Below are 25060 nucleotides of genomic sequence, written 5' to 3' on the forward strand. Positions count from 1 at the left end.
AATAATCCCTACTTTTCTTCATAAAAAGTTACATTTTTTATAACTATATCAAATGTCCCATTCTCATTTTTTCTCATGCTGTACTTCATAGGGTCTTCAAAGTCTGTTAAATTTCCTTTGACATCAAATCCATTGTCAGTTTTTATACTTCTCTTTTTAAGCTTTTTCTCAACCCATTCCTTGTCGATACTAAAGTTATCTACTAATCCCTTTTCTTCCATAAGCTCTTTAAAGCTCTCTTTTTTATCTTCATCTTTTAATGAACTTTCCACAAATTCATTTAAATCTATACTCTGCTTTTCTTTCAATGTGTAATTTAGTATACTTCTAACATCTTCTGCCTCTTTGATATTTTCTCCAAGAGCATTTGTTATCCAGTTCTCTGTAGATTTCTTAAATACTTTTGTCTTGTATTTATCATCTTCTACTCTATCTGCATTTAAAAACTCTGCTATAAATTTAGTATCTGTCCCTTCTTTTTCAGAATCCTTATCTAAAAGTCTTAAATGGTACTCATCGTTAATCCCGCTAACACCTATAAAGGCACATTGCTTAGGTTTTTGAGTCTCTGTTATGCCTATTTCATTTGCTACCATTTGAATATTGAACTTGTCATCTATAAACTCAATTGAATGAGTGTAAAGTTTCTTGTAATCCAGCTTCAGTATAGCTATATTTTTCTCGTCTTTTATTGTGTACAGACATACTGCTAAATCGCATGATTCTAGTTCTGAATTTATCTTCATTATTTCAAACAAATACGAAGCTATCTCCTTAGAGTTATCTAAAAATGTGTCTTCATTGTATATCATCTGCTCACAGCAATTTTTTATAACATTATCGTTGTAATCTTTAAATACGGCTTTCCTTACATCATCATCTTTACTAACTCTTTTTATCACTTTTTGAAAAAATCCATCTACCCCTTGATTTATCTTACCTTCAAAATCATTTAAAATTGGAACATCGCTATTTTTATCTAATACGTGCACTATAAACTTATGAATTATCACTCTATCACCCCAAATATTTAATTTATCTTTACTGTATTATTTTAATTTGTCTATTAAATCTTTCATATCTTCTGGAATATTTGAATCAAACTTCAAAACTTCCCTAGTTCTCGGTTGCTCAAATTTCAAACTATAGGCATGTAGAGCTTGTCTAGTAATTAAAGATTCATCCACATATCCGTATAGCTCATCTCCAATTATACCATGGCCTATATATTCCATATGAACTCTAATCTGATGTGTTCTGCCAGTAAAAAGTTCAACTTCTAGAACTGTTGCATCTTTTAGTCTCTCTAAAACCTTGTAGTGTGTAATCGCACGTTGTCCTCTATCATCAACTACCCTTTTTATAGAATCATCAGTAGATCTATATATAGGAGCATCTATTACCCCTTTGTCATCTTTTAAAACTCCCTTTACAATTGTTATATACTTCTTTTCAACTTTGTCGTACTTCATATCATCTGAAAGTACATGGTGTGCATAAGCATTCTTTGCTATTATAACAAGGCCTGAAGTGTTCATATCCAATCTGTTTACAAATCTTATTTTTACATTTTCGCCCTTTTCATCAATAAAATGTGTAACACCATTTGCAATAGTATTGTCTACATGACTCTTTGTAGGATGAACAACCATAAGAGGAGGTTTATCTACCATAATAATATCAAAATCATCGAAAAGTATATTTAATTTTAAATCTTGAGGCTCAAAGTTTGCCTTGTCTTCGTTTATTTTTACTTCTATCAAATCTCCACTTTTTAATTTGGTATTCAGTTTTTCAAACTCACCATTCACTAAAATACTCTTTTCTCTTTTCATCCTTGAAAGAGATCTCACCGAAAAATTTAATTTATCTAAAAGCACATCCTTGAGGATACTAGTATCTTCATTTCTATAAGACATAAGGTTGTACTTCTGTAATTCTTTATCGAACAACATAACCCCTACTTTCATCTATTTTATTTCATCGTAACATTATCTATTTTACACTAAATTAGGTCGAATAGATAATAATATTTTAAACAAGTTGTGTTATAATACAAGATAGAACATAGAGAGGTGAGTATATGAAAAAAATTATTACAGTAAACTCAAATGAACTGGCAAAATCTCTAGAAACTAAAAAAATCCTAGAAGAAAGATTAACTTCCAAAGGATTTGACGTTTATTCAGATTTAAAGCCCGATACAGAACTGATTATATCGATTGGTGGAGATGGATCTTTTTTAAAAACTGTACACGATTTTAATTTTCCAGATGTTCCTATAATAGGTATAAATACTGGTCACTTAGGGTTTTTCGCAGAAATATCCCCCGACAAAATAGATGACTTCGTCGAAGCCTACTCAAATAAAGATTTTATTATGCAAAATATTTCACTTCTCGAAGCGGATGTTAGAACAAAGGAGTCTTGTTTTAAAAAACTCGCAGTCAATGAAGTGGTTGTGAGAGGTGATAAATCTCGAGTTATTCACCTAAACCTAAGTTTTGATGATAGAATGATACAAAATTTCAGCGGTGATGGTATGATAGTATCGACATCTACTGGTTCAACTGCATACAACTATTCTGCTAGAGGAAGTATTGTAGATACAAGTCTTGAAGTAATACAAATCACTCCTCTACATCCAATCAATACTAATGCGTACAGATGTTTTACATCTAGTATAATAGCATCCAGTGAATCTATCATTAAAATTTCACCTGAAAATACATTTGAGGACTCAACACTTATAGTAATTGACGGAGTTGAACATAGATTTAGCAAGGTAGATTCAATTAGGCTCAGTTTAGCCAATAAACAAGTAAAACTACTTAGACTGCCAAATTACGAGTTTTGGAAGAGAGTCTCAGAAAAGTTTTTATAATATATTAAGATACATTCGGAGGAGAAATATGAAAATAGGAGTTATGAGCGATACACATGGAAGTCTAACGTATTTCGATAAAGCAATGGAAGCTCTATCAGATTGCGACATGCTGTTTCATGGAGGAGATATCCTTTACCACGGGCCAAGAAACGACCTTCCTGAGGGGTACAATCCAAAACCAATGATAGAAAAATTAAATAACCTTAAAAATATAGTAATTGTTAAAGGGAACTGCGAGGCCGATGTAGATCAAATGGTTTTAAAGCATCCAATCCAAAGCCCTTATGCCGTTTGCCAAATAGATAAGACTAGATTTATCTTAAATCATGGATATGCAGAACCAAAAGAAACTATAATAGAAAAATCCAAAAATATGGGCGCTGATGTACTAATATTAGGTCACACACATGTAAAAGAGCTAACTGATTTAGGAGATATAATAGTTCTAAATCCAGGAAGTACATCCATTCCAAAAGATGTTTCTAATTCAGTTGCTACAATAGAAGTTTTAGAAGGCTCTGATAAAATGAAAAATAAACTTGATATAAATTTTATAGACTTAAATACTATGGAAGCTATTAAATCAATATAATTAAATATATTTTATAGTGTTAAATAAAAATGGCAAAACCTAAAATATATAGGCTTTGCCATTTACTTTTATATTATTAACGTTGTGCAAATTTTTCAGCTATTTTAACTATAACTTGAGAAGCTTTAACCATAGCATTTACTGAAACACATTCATTTTTACTGTGGAAGTTTAATCCTCCAGTAAATATATTTGGACAAGGTAATCCCATAAATGATAGTCTTGCTCCATCAGTACCACCTCTTATAGGAACTAATAATGGTTTTACATCTGATTCTTTCATAGCCTCTTCAGCTATATCTACGATAAATTTAATCGGTTCAACTTTTTCTCTCATGTTGAAATACACATCATCTAGTTGATACTCCACTCTTCCATTGTACTTTTTACTAGTATCTTCTACACTCTTTTTGAAGAAAGCCTTTCTTTCTTCGTATTTTTCTTTTGAGTGATCTCTTATAATGTACTCCATTGTAGCTTTCTCTACATTGCCATTCAATACGTTTAGATGATAGAATCCTTCATATCCTTCGGTTGTCTCAGGTCTTTCAGATGTTGGGAATAATTCTGATATTTCAGCTGCTATATGTAGTGCATTTACCATTTTATTTTTTGCAGTTCCAGGGTGAACATTTCTGCCTTGAATAGTTATGGTAGCGTTTGCCGCATTAAAGTTTTCATATTGAAGTTCTCCACAGATTGCTCCATCTAGAGTATAAGCATATTTTGCACCAAATTTTTCTACATCGAAATGGTCTGCTCCACTACCAATCTCTTCATCAGGTGTAAATCCTAATTTTATATCTCCATGTTTTATCTCAGGGTGTTCAATTAAATATTCAATTGCAGTTATTATTTCAGCTATACCTGCTTTGTCATCTGCCCCAAGTAAAGTTGTTCCATCTGTAACTATTATGTCGTCACCTTTTAATTCTTGAAGCTCTGGGTAGTCAGCAACATATGTAACAATATTCAGTTCTTCATTTAAAACTATATCTTTACCATCGTAGTTTTTTATAAGTCTTGGTTTTATATCTTTACCACTAACATCTTCATTAGTATCCAGATGTGATACAAAACCTATTGTGTCTACTCCGTCAGTGTTTCCTTTAAGTGTGGCCATTACATAACAGTTTTTATCTACAGAAGCATCTTCTAACCCTAATGATTTCAGCTCATCAACTAAATACTCGGCGAATACTATCTGTCCTTCTGATGATGGGCAATTTTCATTCTTTGAGTCTGATGTTGTATGAAATGATACATACTTTAATAATCTCTCTACTACTTTTTGCTCCATTTAAAACCCTTCTTTCTTATATATAATAAAAAATTGTTGTGCAACAAATAAGTTTATTATTTATCACACAACAATTATAACACACTGCTATCAAATATTGGGCTACACTTATAATATACCTACTTTTTTTAGTATATTATGCATACATACAAACCCAAAACAAAATAAAATCCCGATTAGCCCTTTTAATTGTATCCCTATAAATATAGCAGCTATAGTTGCTAGAGGGCTAAGCCCTATATTTGCTGAGATCAATTTAGGCTCTAGTATCTGACGAACGACAGATATCAATACAAATACTACAGTCATTCCTATCGCTACAAAATAGTTGTTTATCATAATATGATAGACTATTATTGGTAGGTATATAGATATAATTCCTAAAAACGGTATTAAATCCATTAACGCACCTACAATACCTACAACAAATCCATACGGTAGTCCAAATATCAAGAAACTCAAAAATATAGTTGCTGCTGTTATACTCATAAGTATTGCATATGCCTTGATATATCCAAGTATAGACGCCCCCATTTCATTTCTTACATTTAAAACCTTTTTTCTAACTTCCATAGTAAACATATTGTAAAAACTTGCTTCCATTTTGTCCAAATCTTTTGCTATAAAATATGTAGATACAAACAGTGTAACTGTAAACATAAGTATGTACGGAATAGATGTCGCTAAATTTATAGTACTTGCTAAAATGCTTTTCGAAATATTCATTAAGTTTCCACTAAATTTAGATGTAAGTTCTTGAATATCAATATTTGCCATGCTGTTAGCTTGACTTATAAGGATATTTGCTTTATTCACAATATCCGCAGCTAAATCAGTCAAGTACGATCCATTAGATGCGTTATTTATAAATATCATCAACTGCTTGGTCAGGTTTACAACTCCCATAGATGTTAAAGTTATAACTAGAGCGACGGCAATAAAACTCAAAAGCAAAGTTGATATTCCTTTATTGATTTTAAATTTATTGAACATTTTTTGTGATATTGGTTTGATCATAAATGCTATTAATGTTCCGAGGAAGAATGGTGCAATAAACGGAAAAGCTTTGTATATAAACAAAAATATCAACGAATAAACTACTATAAATATAGCATTTCCCTTCAGTTTGTATATAAAATCTTTTTCTAATATTGGCATTTTCTACTCCTTTCTAGTGATGATTTTTCTTACTTTTTAATCCTTATATTTAATCTTATTTAAAAATAATAGAGTTTATTCTATTAAAAAGGTTGTCTTTACTATAGAAATTGCTTTCTATTTCGAGACAACCGCTAAATTACGTAAATATCCTAATCTTTTTAATTCTATTCTTGTCAATGCTCTCAATGCAGAACTTTATTCCATCGAACTCTATAACTTGATTTTCCTCAGGGAATTTTCCTAAAAACCCTATTATAAATCCTCCTATAGAGTCAAATTCGTCGGACTCTAATTTTACGCCAATAAGCACATTTACATCGCCTATTTTTGTACCTCCATCTACAATGTACTCATCTTCTTTGATTACTTGTATTTCATCTTCTTCTTCATCGTATTCATCTTCTATCTCCCCAACAATCTCTTCTACTAAGTCTTCTATCGTCAGCAGACCAGAAGTTCCTCCGTACTCATCCACTACTATTGCCATTTGTGATTTAGCTAATTTCATTTCGCCTAAAAGTCTGGCAACTTTTTTGAATTCATAAGTATAGAATGGAGTTCTCATATAGTTTTTTATATCAAAATCTTCTACTTCTTCATCAGTTAAAAATATAATATCTTTGAAATTAAGGACACCTATAATATCGTCTACTGTCTCTTCATAAATAGGCATTCTACTTAATTTTTCTTCTTTAAATGAAGCTATAATTTCATCATAACTATCTTCTACATCTATTGCTACAATGTCGATTCTTTGAACCATAGCACTTTTAGCTTGCATATCTCCAAATTCAAAGACATTGTTTATTATTTCTCTCTCTTCAACTTCAAGAACACCCTCTTCATGGCCGACATTAACCATTGTTTTAAGATCTTCTTCAGTTACATAACTTGTGTTTCCTTTATTCGGAATTCTAAAAACTTTAAATATAAAACTTGTTACTTTATCTAGTAGCCAAACAACCGGTGTAAGAAAAGTTATTACAAATTTTATTGGCTTTGATACAAATAATGCCACTCTTTCTGAATCATTAGCTGCAATTGATTTTGGAGTTATTTCGCCAAATATCAATATCAAAACTGTCATAATAGCTGTTGCCATTACTACACCTCGTGATCCAAATATACCTACTAATAATGATGTAGATATAGAAGTTGCAGCTATATTGGCAAGGTTGTTTCCAACTAGTATTGCACTCAACAGCTTTCCTGAATTCTCCGTTAAAGAGCTTACTAATTTTGCTCCTTTAACTCCTTCATCTTTCATATATCTAATTCTTATCTTGCTTAAAGACATCAAAGATGTCTCTGCAGCTGAGAAAAACGCAGATGTAATAAGTAGTAAAGCTAGTATTACAATCTGTGCTATATCATTGGGCGATTCCAATCTTTACCACACTCCTAATTACTTTGTTTTATTAATATTTCAGTCTCATATCCCGATATTTCTATTATTATATCATAATTATATAATATATGGAAATTTTATAAATTAATCTATTAATACTTTATTGTATTCATTTTCTATTTAACTGTATTCAATGTGAGTCTTAGATCCGACTCCACTTTTACTTGGACTTACTAAAAGTTTAATTGGTACCCTGTTTTTAAGCTCTTCAACGTGACTTATAATTCCTATACTTAGTCCATTTCCATGCAACCTCTCAAGTGACTCCATTACTATCTCTAAAAGCTCGGCATCTAGTGAACCAAAACCTTCATCCAAGAAGAAAAACTGTAGAGGTGCTTTTCCTTTAAGCTGAATCTGTGAAGATAATGCTAGAGCTAATGCTAGAGAAGTTAAAAATGTTTCTCCTCCAGACAATGTATCCACACTTCTTCTCTCCCCGCCATTGAAATTATCCCTCATAACAAAATTAAGTCTATCATCTATCTCAAGAGCATATCGTCCTTTTGTTATAGAGTCCAGTCTATTTGATGCTTCTAAAGAAATATATTTCAATTGATTAGTAGCAACATACTCAACAAACTTATTTCCTTGAATAGTCCTATCTAAATCATCCAACAGATCTACTTGATGTTGAACTAATTTAAGTTGCTCAGTTAATACCTTAACTTTTTCTAGAGATTCTCTCAGATTGATTTCTTTATTTTCACCTGCACCAATTTTCTTAGATATTGATGATACTTCTTGCTTTAAATTATCTATTTTGTTTTTTATACTCACTAGATCGTCTTCTTTTATAGTTTTATCTAAAACCTTATCATCAAATTCTCCAATTCTAAGATTGATAAATTTTTCTTCTTCATTGAAATCCTTAACCTCATTTTCTATAGCATAGAGTTCGTCGGCATCTATTATAGCACCTTTTATTTTGTATATATCTTTGAATCCGCTTACGACTATAATTTCTTTAAGTGATTCTTCCTTTGCGATATATTCAGCCCTAGATTCTGCTAGACTAGCTTTTAATATATTTCTATTAGAATCATTTCTTTCGTATTCTTCTTTTTTTCCATCAAGTTCTTTACTTGTAGAGTTTTCTTCTTCGTATATCTTTTCAATACAATTTACTATTTCATCAAGTAAGCTATTTGCTGGTTTTCCTTTAGTTATTTCACTAAGTTCTCTAGTTTTAGTTTTTTGGGTATTCTTTTTATCCAAATATAGGTCTTCCAATTTATTTAGATTTATATTTACCTCATAAAGTCTATTTTTAGATTCATTTAAATCTTTTTCTATAGATTCTTTATCTAATTTTAGTACTGTAAGTGATGTACTAAGTCTTTCTATTTCTTTTTCATTTTCTTTTATTTTTTCAACTTTTTCGCCAAAATTCTCTATCCTTAGCGATGTCTTATTACTCAGGTATTCATTTTTCAAACTAATGTATTTTTTTTCAATAGCTTCAACTTCATTCTTTAATTCTTCTATAACTTTTCCTTTACTGCTTATTCCTTCATCTAATTTGGATTCTTCAATATCTACACTATTTTTTCTATCCTTTAGCTCCAAAATCTTTTTTTCACATTCTTGCTTATCATTCTGCCAATTTTCAAAGCTTACTTTAAACATATCTAAGCCTTTTTTCTCTTGTTCAATAGATTGAAAAATTCTGCTAGAGTTATTATCTCCAATATTTAATTTGATATTTTCAAATTCCTCAGATTTTAGCTTATGTGCGTATTCAAGTGAGTTTTGTTTAAGTGATAATCCCTCAATTTTATCTTTTACTTCTTTATGTTGTATATTCATTTTATCCAGTTTATTTTCGAGAAATTCTATTTTAGGATCATAATTTATCGATTCAACTTCGCTGTGTTCAAATGAACCACATACTGGACAAGGACTTCCTTCTTTTAGATTTTCCCTGAATCTCGTAGCCTGATTTAAAATCTTAAATTTATCTATTTCTTCCTCTAATTCAGACTTCTTTTCTTCTATTTTTTCTTTCTCAATTTTTAACTCTGAAATCTCTTTTCCTAATTTAAATACGTTCTCTAAAATTTCATTTACTTCATCTTGCAATATATCTCTTCTTTTCTCACTTTTATCTAAATTTAAGGCATATCCTTTAAGTTCTACTATTTTTTTTGACTTCTCAAGTATATCATCATTGCTTCCTGGACATTTTGTCATTATGAACTCTAAATGAGATTCCTTACTTTCAAGTTCACTTAGTATATCCGTTTTATTCCTTTGCATAAATTTAGAGTTAGATTTAAACTCATCATATTCTTTCAATAGATTATCAAGCTTTAAAAACTTAATCTTTTTTTCTTCTGATACTTTATTGTATTCTTTTTCCATATCGTATGAATAAAATATCTTCTGTTTTAAGTCTACACTTATATATATTTCTTCGAGTTGATTTTCTAACCTATCAATATTATTAACTATTGATTTTAAATTTACTTCTAATTCAGAGTTCCTTTTTTCCAAAATAATTTTTGAATTACTGTATTCATTTTTATCCGAAACAAGTTTTTCAATTTCTTCTTCAATAGTTTGTAATTCATTCTCCAATTTTAAAGCGTATTCTAATCTTATCTTTTCTTGGCTCATTTTAGGAATATCATCAAATTTTGATTTTAAAATTTCATCATATCTAGATTTTATGCTTTCAAGTTCTCTTTTTAAAAATACACTGTCCTTTTCATATACATCAAGCTTATTTGAGTCTTCAGCTATTTTCTTATTTAGATTTTCAAAGTAAATTATATGAGGCTCTATCATTGAAGCTTTTTTAGATTTTTCTATAGAGATTTTTTTATCTTTTATTTCATCTCTTTTAGATTCTAAATCCTTTAATCTAGTTTTATACATACTTAGTTTATTCTGTTGATCGTAAGTGATTTTATCTTCTTCGTAGATTTTCTGAAGTTTATTTACATCTTCAGTATTACTCTTTTCAATTAATTTTAGTTCCTCAAGCTCTCTTATTACACTTTCATAAGCTTCTTGAGACACTTCATCGTACTGAGTTAATTTTGAATTAATATCGTACAGATTTCTTAAATTGAAATTTTTTCTTCTTTTTACCTTTTCAGAGAGACCTCTTCCATATTTTTCAAGTTTGAATATTCTCTCTAACATATCCCTTCTCTCTGAACCAGTAAGCTGTAGAAATTCGCTAAATTTTCCTTGAGGTAATACTACAGACCTTGTAAAATCATTTGCTGTAAGACCTATTACTTCTGCTATCTTCTCGTTGACCTCTCCAACTTTGTCTGCCAACACATTTTTATTCCCATCATTTAAAATTTCAACTAGCCTAGCATATGATGTCTTTGTTCCAGTCTTGCTATTAACCATATTTCTATCTACAAGATATCTTCTCTTATTGTTTTTTGTACCTATTTCAAACTCATAAGATAAGACTGTTCCTTTGCTAGAGCTATTAATAAACTCTTTGGTATTTCTTGAAATATTTCCATACATAGCCAAGGTTATAGCATCTAGTATTGTCGACTTTCCGCTTCCAGTAGGTCCAAATATTCCAAATAATCCCCTCTCAGTAAGCTTTTCAAAATCGACAATTTGTTTATCGGTATAGCTATTTAAACCAGATAATTCTAGTTTTATCGGTCTCATCTTAGATTTCACCTTCTTCATATATTATGTCCATGAATAAATCCATAAGCTCTCCCTTTGGCTCCACACCTTTGCTAAATATATAGAACTCTTTAAAAAGCTCGCCCATAGATTTTTCTTTTAAGTCTATTTCTTCTTTTGTCTGTATTGTATTGATAATAGGTTTGATCTCTATTATATCTTTTAACAACTCTTTCATTGTTTTAAGATCTGACTGGTCAATAACCTCATCAGTAGTTATCTCAAAAAACGACCATATATCTCTATCTTTATTTTCTTCACATATTTTTATCGCTTCTTCGATTCCATTGCATTTAAACACTTCTATAGGTTTATAATTTTTAAAGTATACTTTTTCAATTACAGCATCTTCACCTGCATGTATATCTACAATATTGGCTCCTTTTGCATACACTCTCTCACTTTTACTATACTGCAAAGGAGAACCAGAGTAATATGCACTGAAGTACTCTGATGCCTTCTGAGGCTTGTGAAGGTGCCCAAGTGCTATGTAATCTGCTTTCTCTGGTAAATCCTTTTTCTCAACTAGTAAACTTCCTCCAAGCTGGATAGGTCTTTCAGAATCAGAACTATCTCCACCAGTTATAAATATATGCGATACTGCTATATTTACACTTTTATCATCAAAGTTTTTTTCTAGCTCTCTAAAAATATTTCCAACCTTTTCTGAATAAGAACTCTGTCTCTTCTCCTCAGTATCGTTATCTTCTATTAAATCATTTAACCTCTTCTCACTTGGATACGGAAGTGATAATATTGTTACATCTTCTCCTTTTATATTTAACTTTGTACAACCTTCTTTTGCTTCTGTAATTTTGAAATTTTTATATTCGCCTAGCTCCGTCGAACTATTTGGTTTTCCTAATATTATTATTCCTTGCTCAAGAGCTAGTGGAACTGCAGCCGATAATCTATCAGGATTATCGTGGTTCCCAGATATTATAAATACACATCTTCGTCCATTGTCAGCAAGCCTAGATACTGTCTTGTAAAATAACCTCTCTGCCTGAGCAGATGGATTATATGTGTCGTATATATCACCTGCAATTATAACTAAATCAATGTTTTTTTCATCCACTAGTCCTATAAAATCTTCACAAAACTTCTCCTGTTCATCGATACGAGAGTGACCTTCTAGAGTTTTACCCAGATGCCAGTCTGATGTGTGTATAAATCTCATTTATTACTCCTCCCCACTATATTATTTGTATAAGAAACCTCGTTCTACTCCAAATAAGTATATCCACTTCTCTTTTACTTTCTTTCCTGTAAGTTCACTTAATGCCTTTGCATAAAGTTGTAACTGTTTTTTGTATCTATTTAAAATCTCTTCTGTATTTTCTTCGTTCACAAAATCTGTTTTGTAATCGATTAATACAATTTCTCCATCTTCTTCAAAATAAGCATCTATAATGCCTCTCATCATAAGAGTTTCATCATCATAAATATTTACTTCATCTCTCAATATTTCATCATCGTTAATGTATAAATCCTTCATGTTAACCCTAGAATATATTACTTTTTCTCTACTAATAAGCTCTGATTTAAGCATTCTTTTACCTAAATCACTCTTGAAAAATTTGTATACTTTAAACGGATTTACTACAGCCGCTTGATTTTCTGTTATAACACTTCTTTTTATTAAATCATCTATTTGCTCTTTAATACTGTCAATCGTTGCAACTCTATTTAGATCTACAAGCTGCATAAACATGTGTACTATAGTACCCCGCTCAGATGCACTTATCTTATTCTTTACTTCACTATTTTGGACAAATAGAGGTTTTTTTAGACTAATCTCATACTTATTTTGTTGACTAAATATATGATCAGACAAATCCTCATCGTAACTCTCCTGTATTTTTTTTATATCAGTAACTGAAATACTCGATGGTTTTACAGTGCTCAAGTTGTATGAATATCTGTAGTTTAGAGAATCCTCAATAAACTTACCGTAGTTGCTATTGTATTTCTCGAAATCAATGTTTTTGATTATTCTTTCTACACTATCTTTTTCAACAATCTCTACAGAATTTATGCTTATCTCATCTCTATTCCATATTCTAGTTGTCCATTTCGATCTATTATCATCAACACAAATATCTAAATTTAGGTTTTCTCTTATATTTGCCGAGTCCTTATGCTTAATTACTACAGGCATTATCCAATCTAAATAGTTTCTTCCTTTAAAAATTCCATACTCAGAAACTTTTCCACTACTATCTATATTCGATGACCACTTGTCCAAGCTCTTATCTACACTTTTAGTTGAGCCAGTAAGTATTAACTTTTCCTTTGCTCTTGTAAGAGCAACATAAAGTACTCTCATCTCCTCTGATAAGTTTTCCATTAGCATTTTCTTTTTTAAAGTCTCTTTTGCAATACTAGGAAATGATATTCTCCTATCAAAATCCACAAACTGCGGTCCATATCCTAGATCCTGATGGTATAAAATATTTTTTCTAAAGTCCTGCATATTGAAATTTTTACCTAGTGCAGAACAAATCACTACAGGGAACTCAAGGCCTTTACTCTTATGGATACTCATTATTCTGACTACGTTTGCGTTCTCTCCTAAAGTCTTTGCACTTCCAATATCTCCACTAGATTTTTTAAGTTTATCTACAAAATTAATAAAGTTAAATATACCTTTATAACTTGTCTCTTCAAACTGTTTTGCTCTTTCAAATAAAGTTCTTAAATTTGCCTGTCTTTGAACTCCTCCTGGCATAGCACCAACGTATGCGTAGTAACCAGAATCATTGTATATATACCATAAAAACTCGAAAGTACTCATGTACATAGATTTAATTCTATACTCCTCAAGTTTGTTCAAAAACTTCTTGCTCTTAAATACTGTATCTAAAAATTCAGATTCGATTTCTGCTTTAAAATTTAATTCTCCAACATTCTCAGTATCAGTTTCGATATTAGCTTTTGTTTCATCCACAGTCTCAAATTTTGATAAAATCTTTAAAGCTTCATAAAAACTTCCTTCCCTATCTACAACTCTTACATTTACAAGATCCCCCGGTGTAAATCCAAATATTGGCGACTTTAAAACTGCTATTAAAGGTATATCTTGCATTGGGTTGTCGATTACTTGTAACAGAGATATTAAAGTTTTAATTTCTATTGTGTCAAAATATCCACCCCCTATATCTGCAAATGTCGGGATATCCATATTCATAAGCTCTTCGGAAAAAACTGGTGCCCAAGCTGAAGTTGCGCGTAGGAGTATTACAATGTCTTTAAACTTTACTGGCCTGTAATCGTTTAAAGTCTTATCGTACACCTTTTGAATTTCGCCTTCTTTATTCGGTTTCACTATATCTTTTATAATTTTGCCTACCATTCTCGCTTCTATCTGAATATTGTCGAGTTCCTCATGTTCTTCTTCGCTATCACTGTATTCATCGTCAAAATTGTAGTCTTCACTTAAATTTCCCTTTAAACTTGATTTCGACTTATCGTTCTTCTCAATTAAATGTACTTCGGTAGCTCCACCTACCACAGTATTTCCACATTCATTTTCTTTAAAACTAGCCCCTAAGTTTAATCTTTCATCTTCTGTGTATGCTATCTCACCTATATTTACACTCATTATATTTTCAAAAATATAGTTTATTGAATCGATTACTTCATCCCTACTTCTAAAATTTTTATAAAGCATTATTTTTCTATAACGACTTCCCTTTTCTATGCTGTAGTCGTTGTATTTACTTAAAAAAAGCTCGGGCCTAGCTTGCCTAAACCTGTAAATACTCTGTTTTACATCCCCGACCATAAATCTATTAGGATGCTCCGATTTAGAAACTGATTTAAGAAGAACTTCTTGTACAAGGTTGCTATCCTGGTATTCATCTATAAATATTTCATAAAAAGTTTCCTGGTATTTAATAGCAACTTCAGAAGGTATCAGTTCTCCACCCTCTCCCTTATCTGTAAGGATCTTTAGTGCGAAATGTTCTATATCATTGAAATCTATAATAGATTTCTCCCTCTTCTTTTCAGCATATCTTTCATCAAATTTAAGCACTAAGTCAGAGATTGGCTTCATAAGTTGGTATAGTATCTTTAATTCATAAGTTATAGATTTACTGTCCTTATTAAACGAAGTTTTTATTATTTCTTCTATCGACTTTTTAGCTTTATCCCTAGTTGCCTTAGATCTATCTTTATATATTTTGATGTACTCAGGTGCATCTTTTGGTATTCTTTTTACACCTTTTACGTAGTTCTCAAATTCAAATTTCGATAGTTCTTTATAGGTTTCTCCCCATGACATTTTACAAGCCTGCAATATATTTTCTATTTTTCTGTACTCAATTTTTAATTTATCCGTAAAAGTTTTTATTTCTTCTATACCTTCTATATTGTCAATAGCATTTCTCATATCTTGCATAACTCCGCCAAGTTCTAGTTCAACAGATTCTAGTACATACTTCGCCCATATAGAATCTGAAAAATCGAAGTCTTCATCTATATTAAACATCTCAGCTGATTCGTTTAGCCACTTTGTTGGTTCTGGTGAAGTCATCGCAAAAGAATATATCTGAAGCAACATATCCTGTATAGATTTATCTCCACCTCTCTCTGCATAACTTTCTACTAAATTTAGAAAACCTACATTATTTTCTTCGTACAGCTCATCAAAGACTTCCTCAAGTGCTTCTTTCTTTAGAAGTGTACACTCCGTCTGATCTCCAATTCTAAAATTAGGATCAAGCTCTATTGTATGAAAATTTGATTTTATTACATCTAGACAGAAGGAATGTATAGTAGTTATACTAGCTCTATTTAAGAGAAGTATTTGATTTTGCAAAAATTTACTTTCTGGATTTTTATCAAGCTCTTTAACTATAGCATCTCCAATTCTCTCTCTCATCTCTGAAGCTGCTGCATTTGTAAATGTAACTACTAAAAGCTTATCTATATCTATCGGATTCTCTTTTGAAGTTATCATCTGGATAATTCTCTCAACCAAAACTGCAGTCTTTCCCGACCCTGCAGCAGCTGAAACCAGAAGATCGGAATTTCTATTATCTATTACCTCTTGCTGCTCTTTTGTCCATTTAGGAGAACTCATCTTTCAATATCTCCTTTCATCATTTGAATTATCTCATCATTAGATTTTTTGTTGATTATCTTGTATTTATTGTCTTTAAGTGTAGTATCAAACTGACATATTGCTGAATACTTACAGAAATCACATGATGTTGAGTTATTGTGTTTGTACGGAGATATATCAATATTTCCACCCATCATGTCTTCACATATGTCTACTATTGCCTGTTTTACATATTTTCTTATTACATCGAATTCATCATAGTCAACTAGAGAAGTCCCTTTTCCTAATGTTCCGTCTTTATTAAAGGATACAGGTATAATAAGCGATGTCTTTCTTCCTTCACCTTGAAGATTCTTATCCATCTCTCTTATAATGTCGCTGTCCTTTAGTAACAGACCTTTCATTCTAAGCTCTTTTAAAATAGCTTCTTTGATCTCTCCATCATCTTTATTCTCATTAAAGCTTGCTATTGGATCATCTATTTTAAAATACATTATTGCTGCAGGTTTAAGATCTCCACCATCTGAATTTTTACTCTCTAGTATTGCATCTAAGTACACCATCAATTGAAGCTGAAGCCCATGGTAAACATCCGTCAAATTCATAGATTTTGTTCCCGATTTGTAGTCTATTATTCTAATGTACTTTTCTTCGCCCTTTTCAAATTCATCAATTCTATCTATTTGACCAATTAAATTTATTTCTTCACCGTTTTCTAATACTATTTTTATAGGAGGATACTTACTGTCTATCCCAAACTGAACCTCGTAATCAGCAGGCTCAAACGACCCATTTTTAATGTGATGGCTTATAATTGTAATTGAACTTGTTACCATCTTTTTTAATCTAAATGAAAGGTATTTATACCTGGCAGAGCTGTTTAAGATATACCCTGGTATAACCTTTATCAGCTCATCTACAATAACTGAAACCTTTTCTTTAATATAGTTATCATCTATATCTCTCCACCCTAGCCTATCCTTTAAAAGCTCTTTTGAGAATATCTCTAGGATATTGTGTACAAATATCCCAAGGTCTGGAGGAGTAAAATCATACTCTTTTCTCTCCTTAGCCTTAAGTCCATACTGAATAAAATACGAAAACGGGCATTCCGAATATTTTTCTAATCTGGATACACTTAGTAAATTGCTTTGATAAAGCTGTTTTACTTTTTTATCTTCTATTTTACTTAAGCGGTTTGTATATCTAAGACCTTTTAGAAGGTTATATGTTATAGTTTTATACTGATCGTCTTCAAGGAAAAATCTATAGACATCCAACCAAATACTGTTTAACACTTCTTCATTACTTTCATCTACATCATATTCTTTAAAAGCATTTATCATTTCGTTAAAAGTCGGCTTTTTAGCTATAATCTTCTTTAGAATACTACCATCATTCTTTTCACAAAGCTCTACTAGATAGCTCGTATCTTTTATATTAGGGAATATTTTTTGTAATTTTGATACAATAGTTGACGGTCTAAGTGTCTTACCTTCATGATCTGATATCGGGTAAGATACTATTAGATTTTCCTTTGTTGATGTAAGTGCTCTATATACTAAAAACTGTTCTTCATAAGTTTTTGTCTTGCTGTCTATATCAACTTCTATTCCCTTTTCCTCAAGTAAAAATCTATCTTTATCGTTAATTAAACCATCATCTTTTGTTATCATCGGAAATACTCCATCAATTGCTCCAACTAAATACAGATATTTTGTATCTGTATTTTTCATCCTATCTACACTACTCACTAGTACTTGATCAAGACTTGGAGGAACAAGACCGAGTTCATTTTCTTCAAATCCCAAATTTAAAAGTTTAGTAAATCTTTCTATTGAAATATACTCATCCCCAAGAAGTTCAACCATTTGATCAAACATTTCTATCACTATATCCCATATCTGCGAATACTGGCTGGCCCTATCTAAATCTCCTGTCGTCTTAAATTCCGAGATTAGCCTTTCTATAGTCTCAGGTAGTTTTATATCAAGCAAAAACTCGTAAATATACTTGCAAATTTCTTCTACCTTATTTTTTCTCTTTAACTTACCTTGAAATTCTAATATTGGACTAATAACTTCATTCTTAATATCATTAACTCTATTTTTTAAACTCAATTCATACTCGCTCTCATCATTTGAGTAATTATGATTAACACGATAATTCCATTTTTTTTCAAACCATTTTTTTCCTTTTATACCATTTGCAAGTACATAGTTTTCTAATAAACTAATATCGTCATCATCAAATCCCAAAAGTCCACTCTTTAGATATCTAAACATAGTGTCGTACTTATAACCTTTATTTTTCATCTCTAAAATAGATATAATAAGCACAATTATAGGGTTACTCTTAGCTTCTCTTTTTTCATCTATAAAGTAAGGTATATCATACTCACTAAAAATTGATTGAACTAAAAAATTGTATCTATTCAAATCCCTTGTAGCAATTGTTATATCTTTGTATCTTATACCTTTCTCTCTAGCTAAAATAGTTATTTCTTTAGCAATTTCCTCTATTTCATGGTACAAGTTGTTAAACGCTTTTATTTCAATATTATTTGTTTTATCATTGTAAATTTTATACGGGTAAAAGCTATAGTACTTTTCTAAATGTAATAACTCTTTATTTCCATCAAATCTCTTAATATCACCAACATTTAAATTAACCGGCTTTAGAACCTCTATACTCTCTTCTTCACACATTTTTATAAACTTATTATAAGTAAATTTTGTTCTAGAGAATATATCCATTTTGCTATAGCCAAGATCATCTACCCTATCTAAAGTAAGAGATATATTTACTTCCTTGGCTTTTTTTAAAATCTCCTTTAGCATATTATACTGTTTTGGCGTAAATCCCGTAAACTCATCTATATATACTCTGGCCCCATCTAAATAGTTAGACATAGATATTTTATTTGCCAAGGACTCCAGTATATCTTGTGAATCAACATATTTTTCATGTAAATTTTTCTCAAATGACTCGTAGATTTTACTTATATCTTTAAGCTTCATACTAAGCATTTCATTTTCAATTCTATCCGATACTTCATCTAATTTCTCATAAGATAAATTGTACTGTTTTAACTCAGATATAGTATCCGATATAGAGCTTATAAATCCTGGCTGTGTCATTGATTTAGAAAAAACTTTTAGCTCATCTGCTACACTTTCAACAGCCTTATATGTAATCATTGCCTTTCCACTAGAGTTAATATTTACATCAGTAAGACCACCAACTTGTGAAAAAACAATACGACTTAGAGTATTAAAACTAAGCACCCTAGTTCTTAGGTACTTGTCCTTTTCTTCTCCTAAATACAATTCACTAACTTTTTTTTCTATTTCAAACGTATATTGATCTGGTACAATAAGTAAAACTGGAGTTTTTTCTTCAGACTTAACTTGGCTTTTTATTTCATCAAGTATATATGAAGATTTCCCAGCTCCTCCACGACCAAAAATAAATCTAAGTGCCATAAACCTCACTCTCCAAAATCTCAAAATCTACATCTTTATTGTTGCATAATTTATTAAATTCGCAGTAATTGCAGTGTTTTTTATTTTTAACTAATTTAATAGCATTTTCTCCAGTGTCAATAGTGCTTTCATCACTTTCCCAGCACATACGTTCTATATTATTATTATACAACATTTCTCCATCATTTTGTACAGAATCTGCATCATTTAAAAATATATCATCTTTATAATTAAAATCGGTTTTTTTGATCATATCTAAGTATTTCACAATATAATTTTTAAATGTTTTATGCTTTTCTTTGTCGTACAAAATGCTTATCTTCGTGTCTTCAAATCCTGGTTGATAATATGTCATCTTTACATTTTCAAAGTCAACTTTTATACCAAACAGCTTTGGAATAACCTCTTTTGCTAAAAACATATAAACAATTGTCTGTACCCTACTTTCGACATTTTTATAGTTTATTTTTCTAGATTCAGTCTTCCAATCCCATATCTCAATGGAGTCTTCACCTACTACTAAAAGATCGTACATTGCCTGAATTTTATTTCCATTTAAATTGAGTGCAATCTCATACTCTGTCAAATATTTTTTATTTTGTTCTATAGGGATATCTCTCTTAACTCTTTCTATCCACTTTGTAAATTTATTTCTATCATTGTCACTTATCATATCCATTCCAACTGGTATAGAATTAAAATACCTCTCGCACAATAGATGAAAATCTAGACCAGTTTTTAAACTGTCATAATATCCTCTACTCTCAATATCGTCTTTCATCCAATTTATCTTATCTATATACTTGTATTTAAACTTTACTGGACATGATTTATATGTATTTATCGAGTTTTGACTGTAATTAAAATTCACTAATTTTCTATTCATCTCATCATTCCCATTCTTTTTTACTCATTCCTCTTAGCGATTATATACTTTCCTAGCTCTTTTATATAATTGCAAGGGGCTTGTTCTTTATTCTTTCGACCTATATCTGCATCAATTCTATACGCGCTACTAGATAAAATCAACATCTCCTTGGCTCTAGTAATTCCAACATATAAAAGTCTTATTTTCTCATCGATCAAACTAATCTTTTCTTCATAAGTATAATTACCTGAATATTTAGACCCGCTGATTTCATCTACTTCAGATTTAATTACTGCTACAGGATTTTTGTATTTTTCCTTTAGAAACCACTTTTCACCTTGGAATTTTTGATTTATATTGTCTGGGAAATTATACTCTGTAAGACCAAGTAAAAATACACAATCCCATTCTAATCCTTTAGACTTATGATAATTGCAAATTGTAATACTTCCAGGCTCTGGTTCATACCCGTTAATTTCGTACACGACATCTATTATATGCGAAAACACTCTACTTTTGCTATCTGCCAAGATATTGTGTAAATTACTCAAATCGAAATGTACATCTTCAGTACACAGGTATTTTGCATAAAAAGATATGTAATCAACTATTGCAGACTCCTCGACACTTAAATCTATACTATCACCAATGTACATTATAAGAAGATCAATCCTAGTTCTTGGGTAATCAAGTACTTCTCTTACACTTATTAAACTTTCTTTAAATTTTCCAAATACACTGCTTCCTTCAGGTAAGTTTAGAAGATCCTCACCTAAATCTAATCTGAAAGATTTATTATTAATAGTACCGTACAATAATTCTTCTACGCTATAATTCTTATGTTTAACATAATCGATTAGTGTTTCATTTGTTTCATCTGAATAATCATCTAGATAAATTTCTTTTATAGCCTCTAAAAGTTTATCAACATCATTGCTATTTAAAATAAAATTAAGGAAAGATGAAATTTTATTTATCACCTTTCTTTTCTTAGCAGAGTTAGGTCCAAGCTCTTCAAATTCAAGTTTATTTTCCGACATAACCTCAGCAATTTGGGTTACTTGATTATTAAAAGGCACAAGTATACCGATGCTTTTTTCTGGATATTTCTTCTTTATTCCCTTTACATATCTCACTGTATTTTCAATCTCTTCATTCCAAGTTTTGTAAAGTTTTATATTTATATTATAGTTATCTGAAGATGGATTTGACTTATATCCCTTTCCTTCTGGAACTGTTTTTATATCCATATACTCAAGTGCATTTCTACACTCTTCCTGTTTAAACTCACTTGTAACATACTCAGCCAATCTATTTGCCAAATCTAGCACATCTTTTGAGCTCCTACCTGACATATACATCTTATAGCACATTTGTGCTTCTTTCATAAACTGTTTAAAAAACTTTGGATCTGATGAAGAAAATGTACCCGTTATACTTTGGTTAACATCTCCAACTCTTACCAAATTATTATTTTTTTCAGAGATCTGTCTAATTATCTTACCTTGAATTTCATTAGAATCTTGGCATTCATCTTCAAATATATATTTATATCTATTTTCGAATTTAGCTCTTAAGCTCTCGTCATTTTGTAAAGCTTTATTGGCAAGAATAAGTATATCATCGTAGTCTAAAAGACCACTTTGTTTTAATTTCTTATCATACTGTTTATATATAGGGTAGACAACTTTTAGAAATTCAACATCGCTACTATAAACTAAGTTTCCAAGAATTCCAGGCGATATTTCCTTATACTTTAATTGACTTATAGCATTTATAACAATATCAAAAAATCCATTTTCCCAAGAATCTAAAGTTCTCTGTCGCCACTCAGGATCTTTTTGTTCCTTTACAAACCAGCTAAAACTTCTTTCTCCACCATTTGCTCTAAAATTACTTATACAATCTGTAAGAATCATACTTTTCTGTATATCATCCGCAATATTAAAATCTTCACTAAGCATAATAGCCTCAGGATTCTCTCTGATGATTTTTATTGCTAAGCTATGTATAGTCATAACCTCATATGAATTAGTTTCATTAATCTCATTTTGTTCTAACAATTTTTTAATTCTGCCCTTAAAATTGTTCACTGCACTATTCATATATGTTAATATAAGGATCTTTTTTCCATCATTTTTTCCCTCATGAAGAAGCTTCGCAACTAAGTTAGTAACAATAAAAGTCTTTCCAGCCCCAGGAACTGCTGTAACTGCCATAGTGCCAGATTCATAGTTTATTATTGGAAGTTGGTCTTCCCTGTATTTTATATTATTCAAGGTTATCAGACTCCTTTCCACTCAATATTTTCATAAATATACCGTACAAATTACTCTCCTGTACATATCCATTTACAGAGTACTCACTTTTAAAAGCGTACACCTTTTTTGCAGAAGACAAAATATTGTATATAGTGTTGTACAAATAGTATTTCTTATAGCTCTCTTCCATTTCCTTTGTAAACACTAGATTTTCACCAAAAGACTTTCTAAGAACAATTAAATTACTAATTTCTTTTTCTAACTTCATATTCCATAAATTACTGCCAATATCCACCCAAATCTGTATAGGCCTATTCATCTCTGAAGAAATGTAAGCATAAGGAGTAGTCAGAATAAGATCCCCTCCGTCTTTTATTTCATTCAAATCCAGAATTGTATAATAATCATAAGTAGTCATTTTAAATGCCTCTATGAATATTTCCTCTTTATTCTTTTTACCTGTTATTTCTAATAGCTCTATATTCTCAGTAAAAGACTTACTTTCATGTACAATCTGCTTACATATTTTAACATTTTCTTTTCCATGTTTAAGTTGAAGCATATGATTAACATAAAACTTTATTAAAAACTCATATATCTCAATATCAGTATCTTTTTTTCCTTTTATATAATCAATAATAGTTTTATAAGCTCTGTAATTTTTGCAGTCTAAATCATTTAACAAATCACCATTCTCTATATTAAATCTAACATTAAATATATTCCTAGCAACAATAGGATTTACACCTAAAACAACTTCAATAAAATTAATATACTCTTCATCATTGATATAATCATCTTTATCGTATAGTATACACGCAGCAACAAGTAGAGCATTTGCATAAGGATAATCAGTAATTTTCCTATCTAGTTTAGTATTTTTAAGATTTAAAAATTTTCGACTAAAATAAGACTTTAATCTCATATCAAGAACCGTATTATTAATAGGCGATATCAGAACCATATCCTTAGGATTTGCACCATTTTTTATAAGATCATCAATCTTTTTATCAATAGCTTCTACCATTTGATTATATAGCTGACTTGAATCGTCTAAAGAAATGTCTAAATCAAGCGTATAAATATCTCCTAAAGTAGCACCTTTAAATATTTCATCAGAATCTACACTATTATCCAAATGAGAAAGTATTATTTCATTTATATAATCAAAATCTACATTATTAAATGCAGAATAATCCTTCTTTCTATCAAAGTATATATGTGTCTCTTTTAAATATTTAGAAACTTTATCTACAAATTCTACCTCAGCATTAGAAGAAAGCTCTAAACTATCTACTATCAAATAATCTAAATTAGAGCACAATCTTTCTAGATAATCAGAGTCATTTAGCAAGAATTTATTGTACAAATAAACGCTCATTGCATTATCGAGCATAGCATTTGATAGTAAAGTATCCATATAATAATCAATAATCTCATCCATTTGACTATACGAAAATTTAACCATAGAATCTTTATTCTTTTTCGACGAATAAATCTTATTGCCAATACTCTTTAAATCAACAAGATTATAAGCCGATTTTTCTATATTTAACTTTATACTATTTGCAATCGACCTACTCGTAGCAGTAATATCAGCAAAGTATCCTTTCAAATTTCTCTTTTCCTCTACTTTAGAAATCAATAAATACTCGCATAAATTATTTGAAATAAATACTGGTGATACACACTTCTTTTTTATGCCCGCACATCTTTTTAATATTATCGGCCAGTATTTAACCAATTCTTTTTTCACAAACCCTATATATGTAGTAATATTTAACTCTTCGCTAAAATTCAAATTTATTTGATTTTTATACTTAAACACAAGATTTGATCTAGGAACCAAAAACATAATCTTAGCAGATCTTAGTTTTTCTTTAGTTACTAAATCTATATATTTTTGTAATGATTCACCATTATTATCCTTATCATGTAAGTACTTCATACTTCACCTCATCAATTATTATATATTAATTATAACATAAAGATCTTAGATACATGACAAAGTAGAGACAGTAGTTTTTGGATCTTGTTCTTGTTCTTTACTTTGATCTTCCCCGCAACACAGCCCTAACGTAAAAAGCTTTTAAGGTTTTGAAATAAATAAATAGAGGGTTAATGGTTGAATTTCGAATGGATATGATGATGTTGTTGTGAGCTTGTAGACGTCCCGCGTGGTTTCTTAGCCAGTCTACAAGCTCACAATGTCGTCATCATATACGTTCGGAATTTAACCATTAACCCTTCATTATATTTAATCAAAAACTAAAAAAAGACTACGTGGCTACGTCTTACTCTCCCAGGCAGTTTCCCACCAAGTACCATCAGCGCAAGAGAGCTTAACTTCTGTGTTCG

The 25060-nt window shown here is 30.5% G+C and carries 14 protein-coding genes and 1 rRNA gene; 2 read left to right on the plus strand and 13 right to left on the minus strand.

The annotated features are described in order from the left end of the window. Positions 1-8: 8 nt before the first annotated feature. Positions 9-1013: a nucleoid-associated protein gene (locus J2Z43_RS13255; protein ID WP_209457594.1), complete on the minus strand. Its 1005-nt coding sequence runs from the start codon at positions 1011-1013 to the stop codon at positions 9-11. A 36-nt stretch (positions 1014-1049) separates the two neighbouring features. Then, entirely contained in the window at positions 1050-1952 is a 903-nt protein-coding gene (locus J2Z43_RS13260; RefSeq protein WP_209457611.1) for an RluA family pseudouridine synthase, read from the minus strand. Between the two features lie 131 nt (positions 1953-2083). Between J2Z43_RS13260 and J2Z43_RS13265 the strand changes: the two genes are divergently transcribed. Together J2Z43_RS13265 and yfcE are read left to right on the plus strand one after the other, a co-directional pair. Beyond that, positions 2084-2884 (plus strand): NAD(+)/NADH kinase, encoded by an 801-nt coding sequence (locus tag J2Z43_RS13265; RefSeq protein WP_209457595.1) that lies wholly within the window; start codon positions 2084-2086, stop codon positions 2882-2884. Positions 2885-2912: 28 nt separating this feature from the next. After that, positions 2913-3479 (plus strand): phosphodiesterase, encoded by a 567-nt coding sequence (yfcE, locus tag J2Z43_RS13270; RefSeq protein WP_209457596.1) that lies wholly within the window; start codon positions 2913-2915, stop codon positions 3477-3479. A gap of 76 nt (positions 3480-3555) precedes the next feature. Here the strand turns inward: yfcE and pepT are convergent, their stop codons facing one another. The 11 genes from pepT to rrf all read right to left on the minus strand — a co-directional run. Then, positions 3556-4779, minus strand: a complete 1224-nt coding sequence (gene pepT, locus J2Z43_RS13275) for a peptidase T (RefSeq protein WP_209457597.1) — start codon at positions 4777-4779, stop codon at positions 3556-3558. Between the two features lie 108 nt (positions 4780-4887). Further along, positions 4888-5937, minus strand: a complete 1050-nt coding sequence (ytvI, locus tag J2Z43_RS13280) for a sporulation integral membrane protein YtvI (protein WP_209457598.1) — start codon at positions 5935-5937, stop codon at positions 4888-4890. Between the two features lie 139 nt (positions 5938-6076). Continuing rightward, positions 6077-7327, minus strand: coding sequence for an HlyC/CorC family transporter (locus tag J2Z43_RS13285; protein ID WP_209457599.1), 1251 nt, complete (start codon positions 7325-7327; stop codon positions 6077-6079). Positions 7328-7468: 141 nt separating this feature from the next. Further along, positions 7469-10996, minus strand: a complete 3528-nt coding sequence (locus J2Z43_RS13290) for an SbcC/MukB-like Walker B domain-containing protein (RefSeq protein WP_209457600.1) — start codon at positions 10994-10996, stop codon at positions 7469-7471. 1 nt (position 10997) lies between these two features. After that, entirely contained in the window at positions 10998-12197 is a 1200-nt protein-coding gene (locus J2Z43_RS13295; RefSeq protein WP_209457601.1) for an exonuclease SbcCD subunit D, read from the minus strand. Between the two features lie 21 nt (positions 12198-12218). After that, complete coding sequence (gene addA, locus J2Z43_RS13300; RefSeq protein ID WP_209457602.1) at positions 12219-16106, minus strand: helicase-exonuclease AddAB subunit AddA; 3888 nt, start codon at positions 16104-16106, stop codon at positions 12219-12221. After that, positions 16103-19573, minus strand: coding sequence for a helicase-exonuclease AddAB subunit AddB (addB, locus tag J2Z43_RS13305; protein ID WP_209457603.1), 3471 nt, complete (start codon positions 19571-19573; stop codon positions 16103-16105). Before addB ends, addA begins: the two co-directional genes overlap by 4 nt. Next, on the minus strand, positions 19563-20459 hold the full coding sequence (locus J2Z43_RS13310) for a PD-(D/E)XK nuclease family protein (RefSeq protein WP_209457604.1): 897 nt from the start codon (positions 20457-20459) through the stop codon (positions 19563-19565). Before J2Z43_RS13310 ends, addB begins: the two co-directional genes overlap by 11 nt. A gap of 20 nt (positions 20460-20479) precedes the next feature. Further along, positions 20480-22720, minus strand: a complete 2241-nt coding sequence (locus J2Z43_RS13315; protein WP_209457605.1) for an ATP-dependent helicase — start codon at positions 22718-22720, stop codon at positions 20480-20482. Then, entirely contained in the window at positions 22713-24650 is a 1938-nt protein-coding gene (locus tag J2Z43_RS13320; RefSeq protein ID WP_209457606.1) for a hypothetical protein, read from the minus strand. The genes J2Z43_RS13315 and J2Z43_RS13320 overlap by 8 nt, the downstream gene beginning before the upstream one ends. Positions 24651-24983: 333 nt before the next feature. After that, positions 24984-25060, minus strand: a 5S ribosomal RNA gene (gene rrf, locus J2Z43_RS13325); the annotation flags it as partial.

The sequence above is a fragment of the Metaclostridioides mangenotii genome (genome assembly GCF_017873185.1).
GTDB classification, from domain to species: domain Bacteria; phylum Bacillota; class Clostridia; order Peptostreptococcales; family Peptostreptococcaceae; genus Metaclostridioides; species Metaclostridioides mangenotii.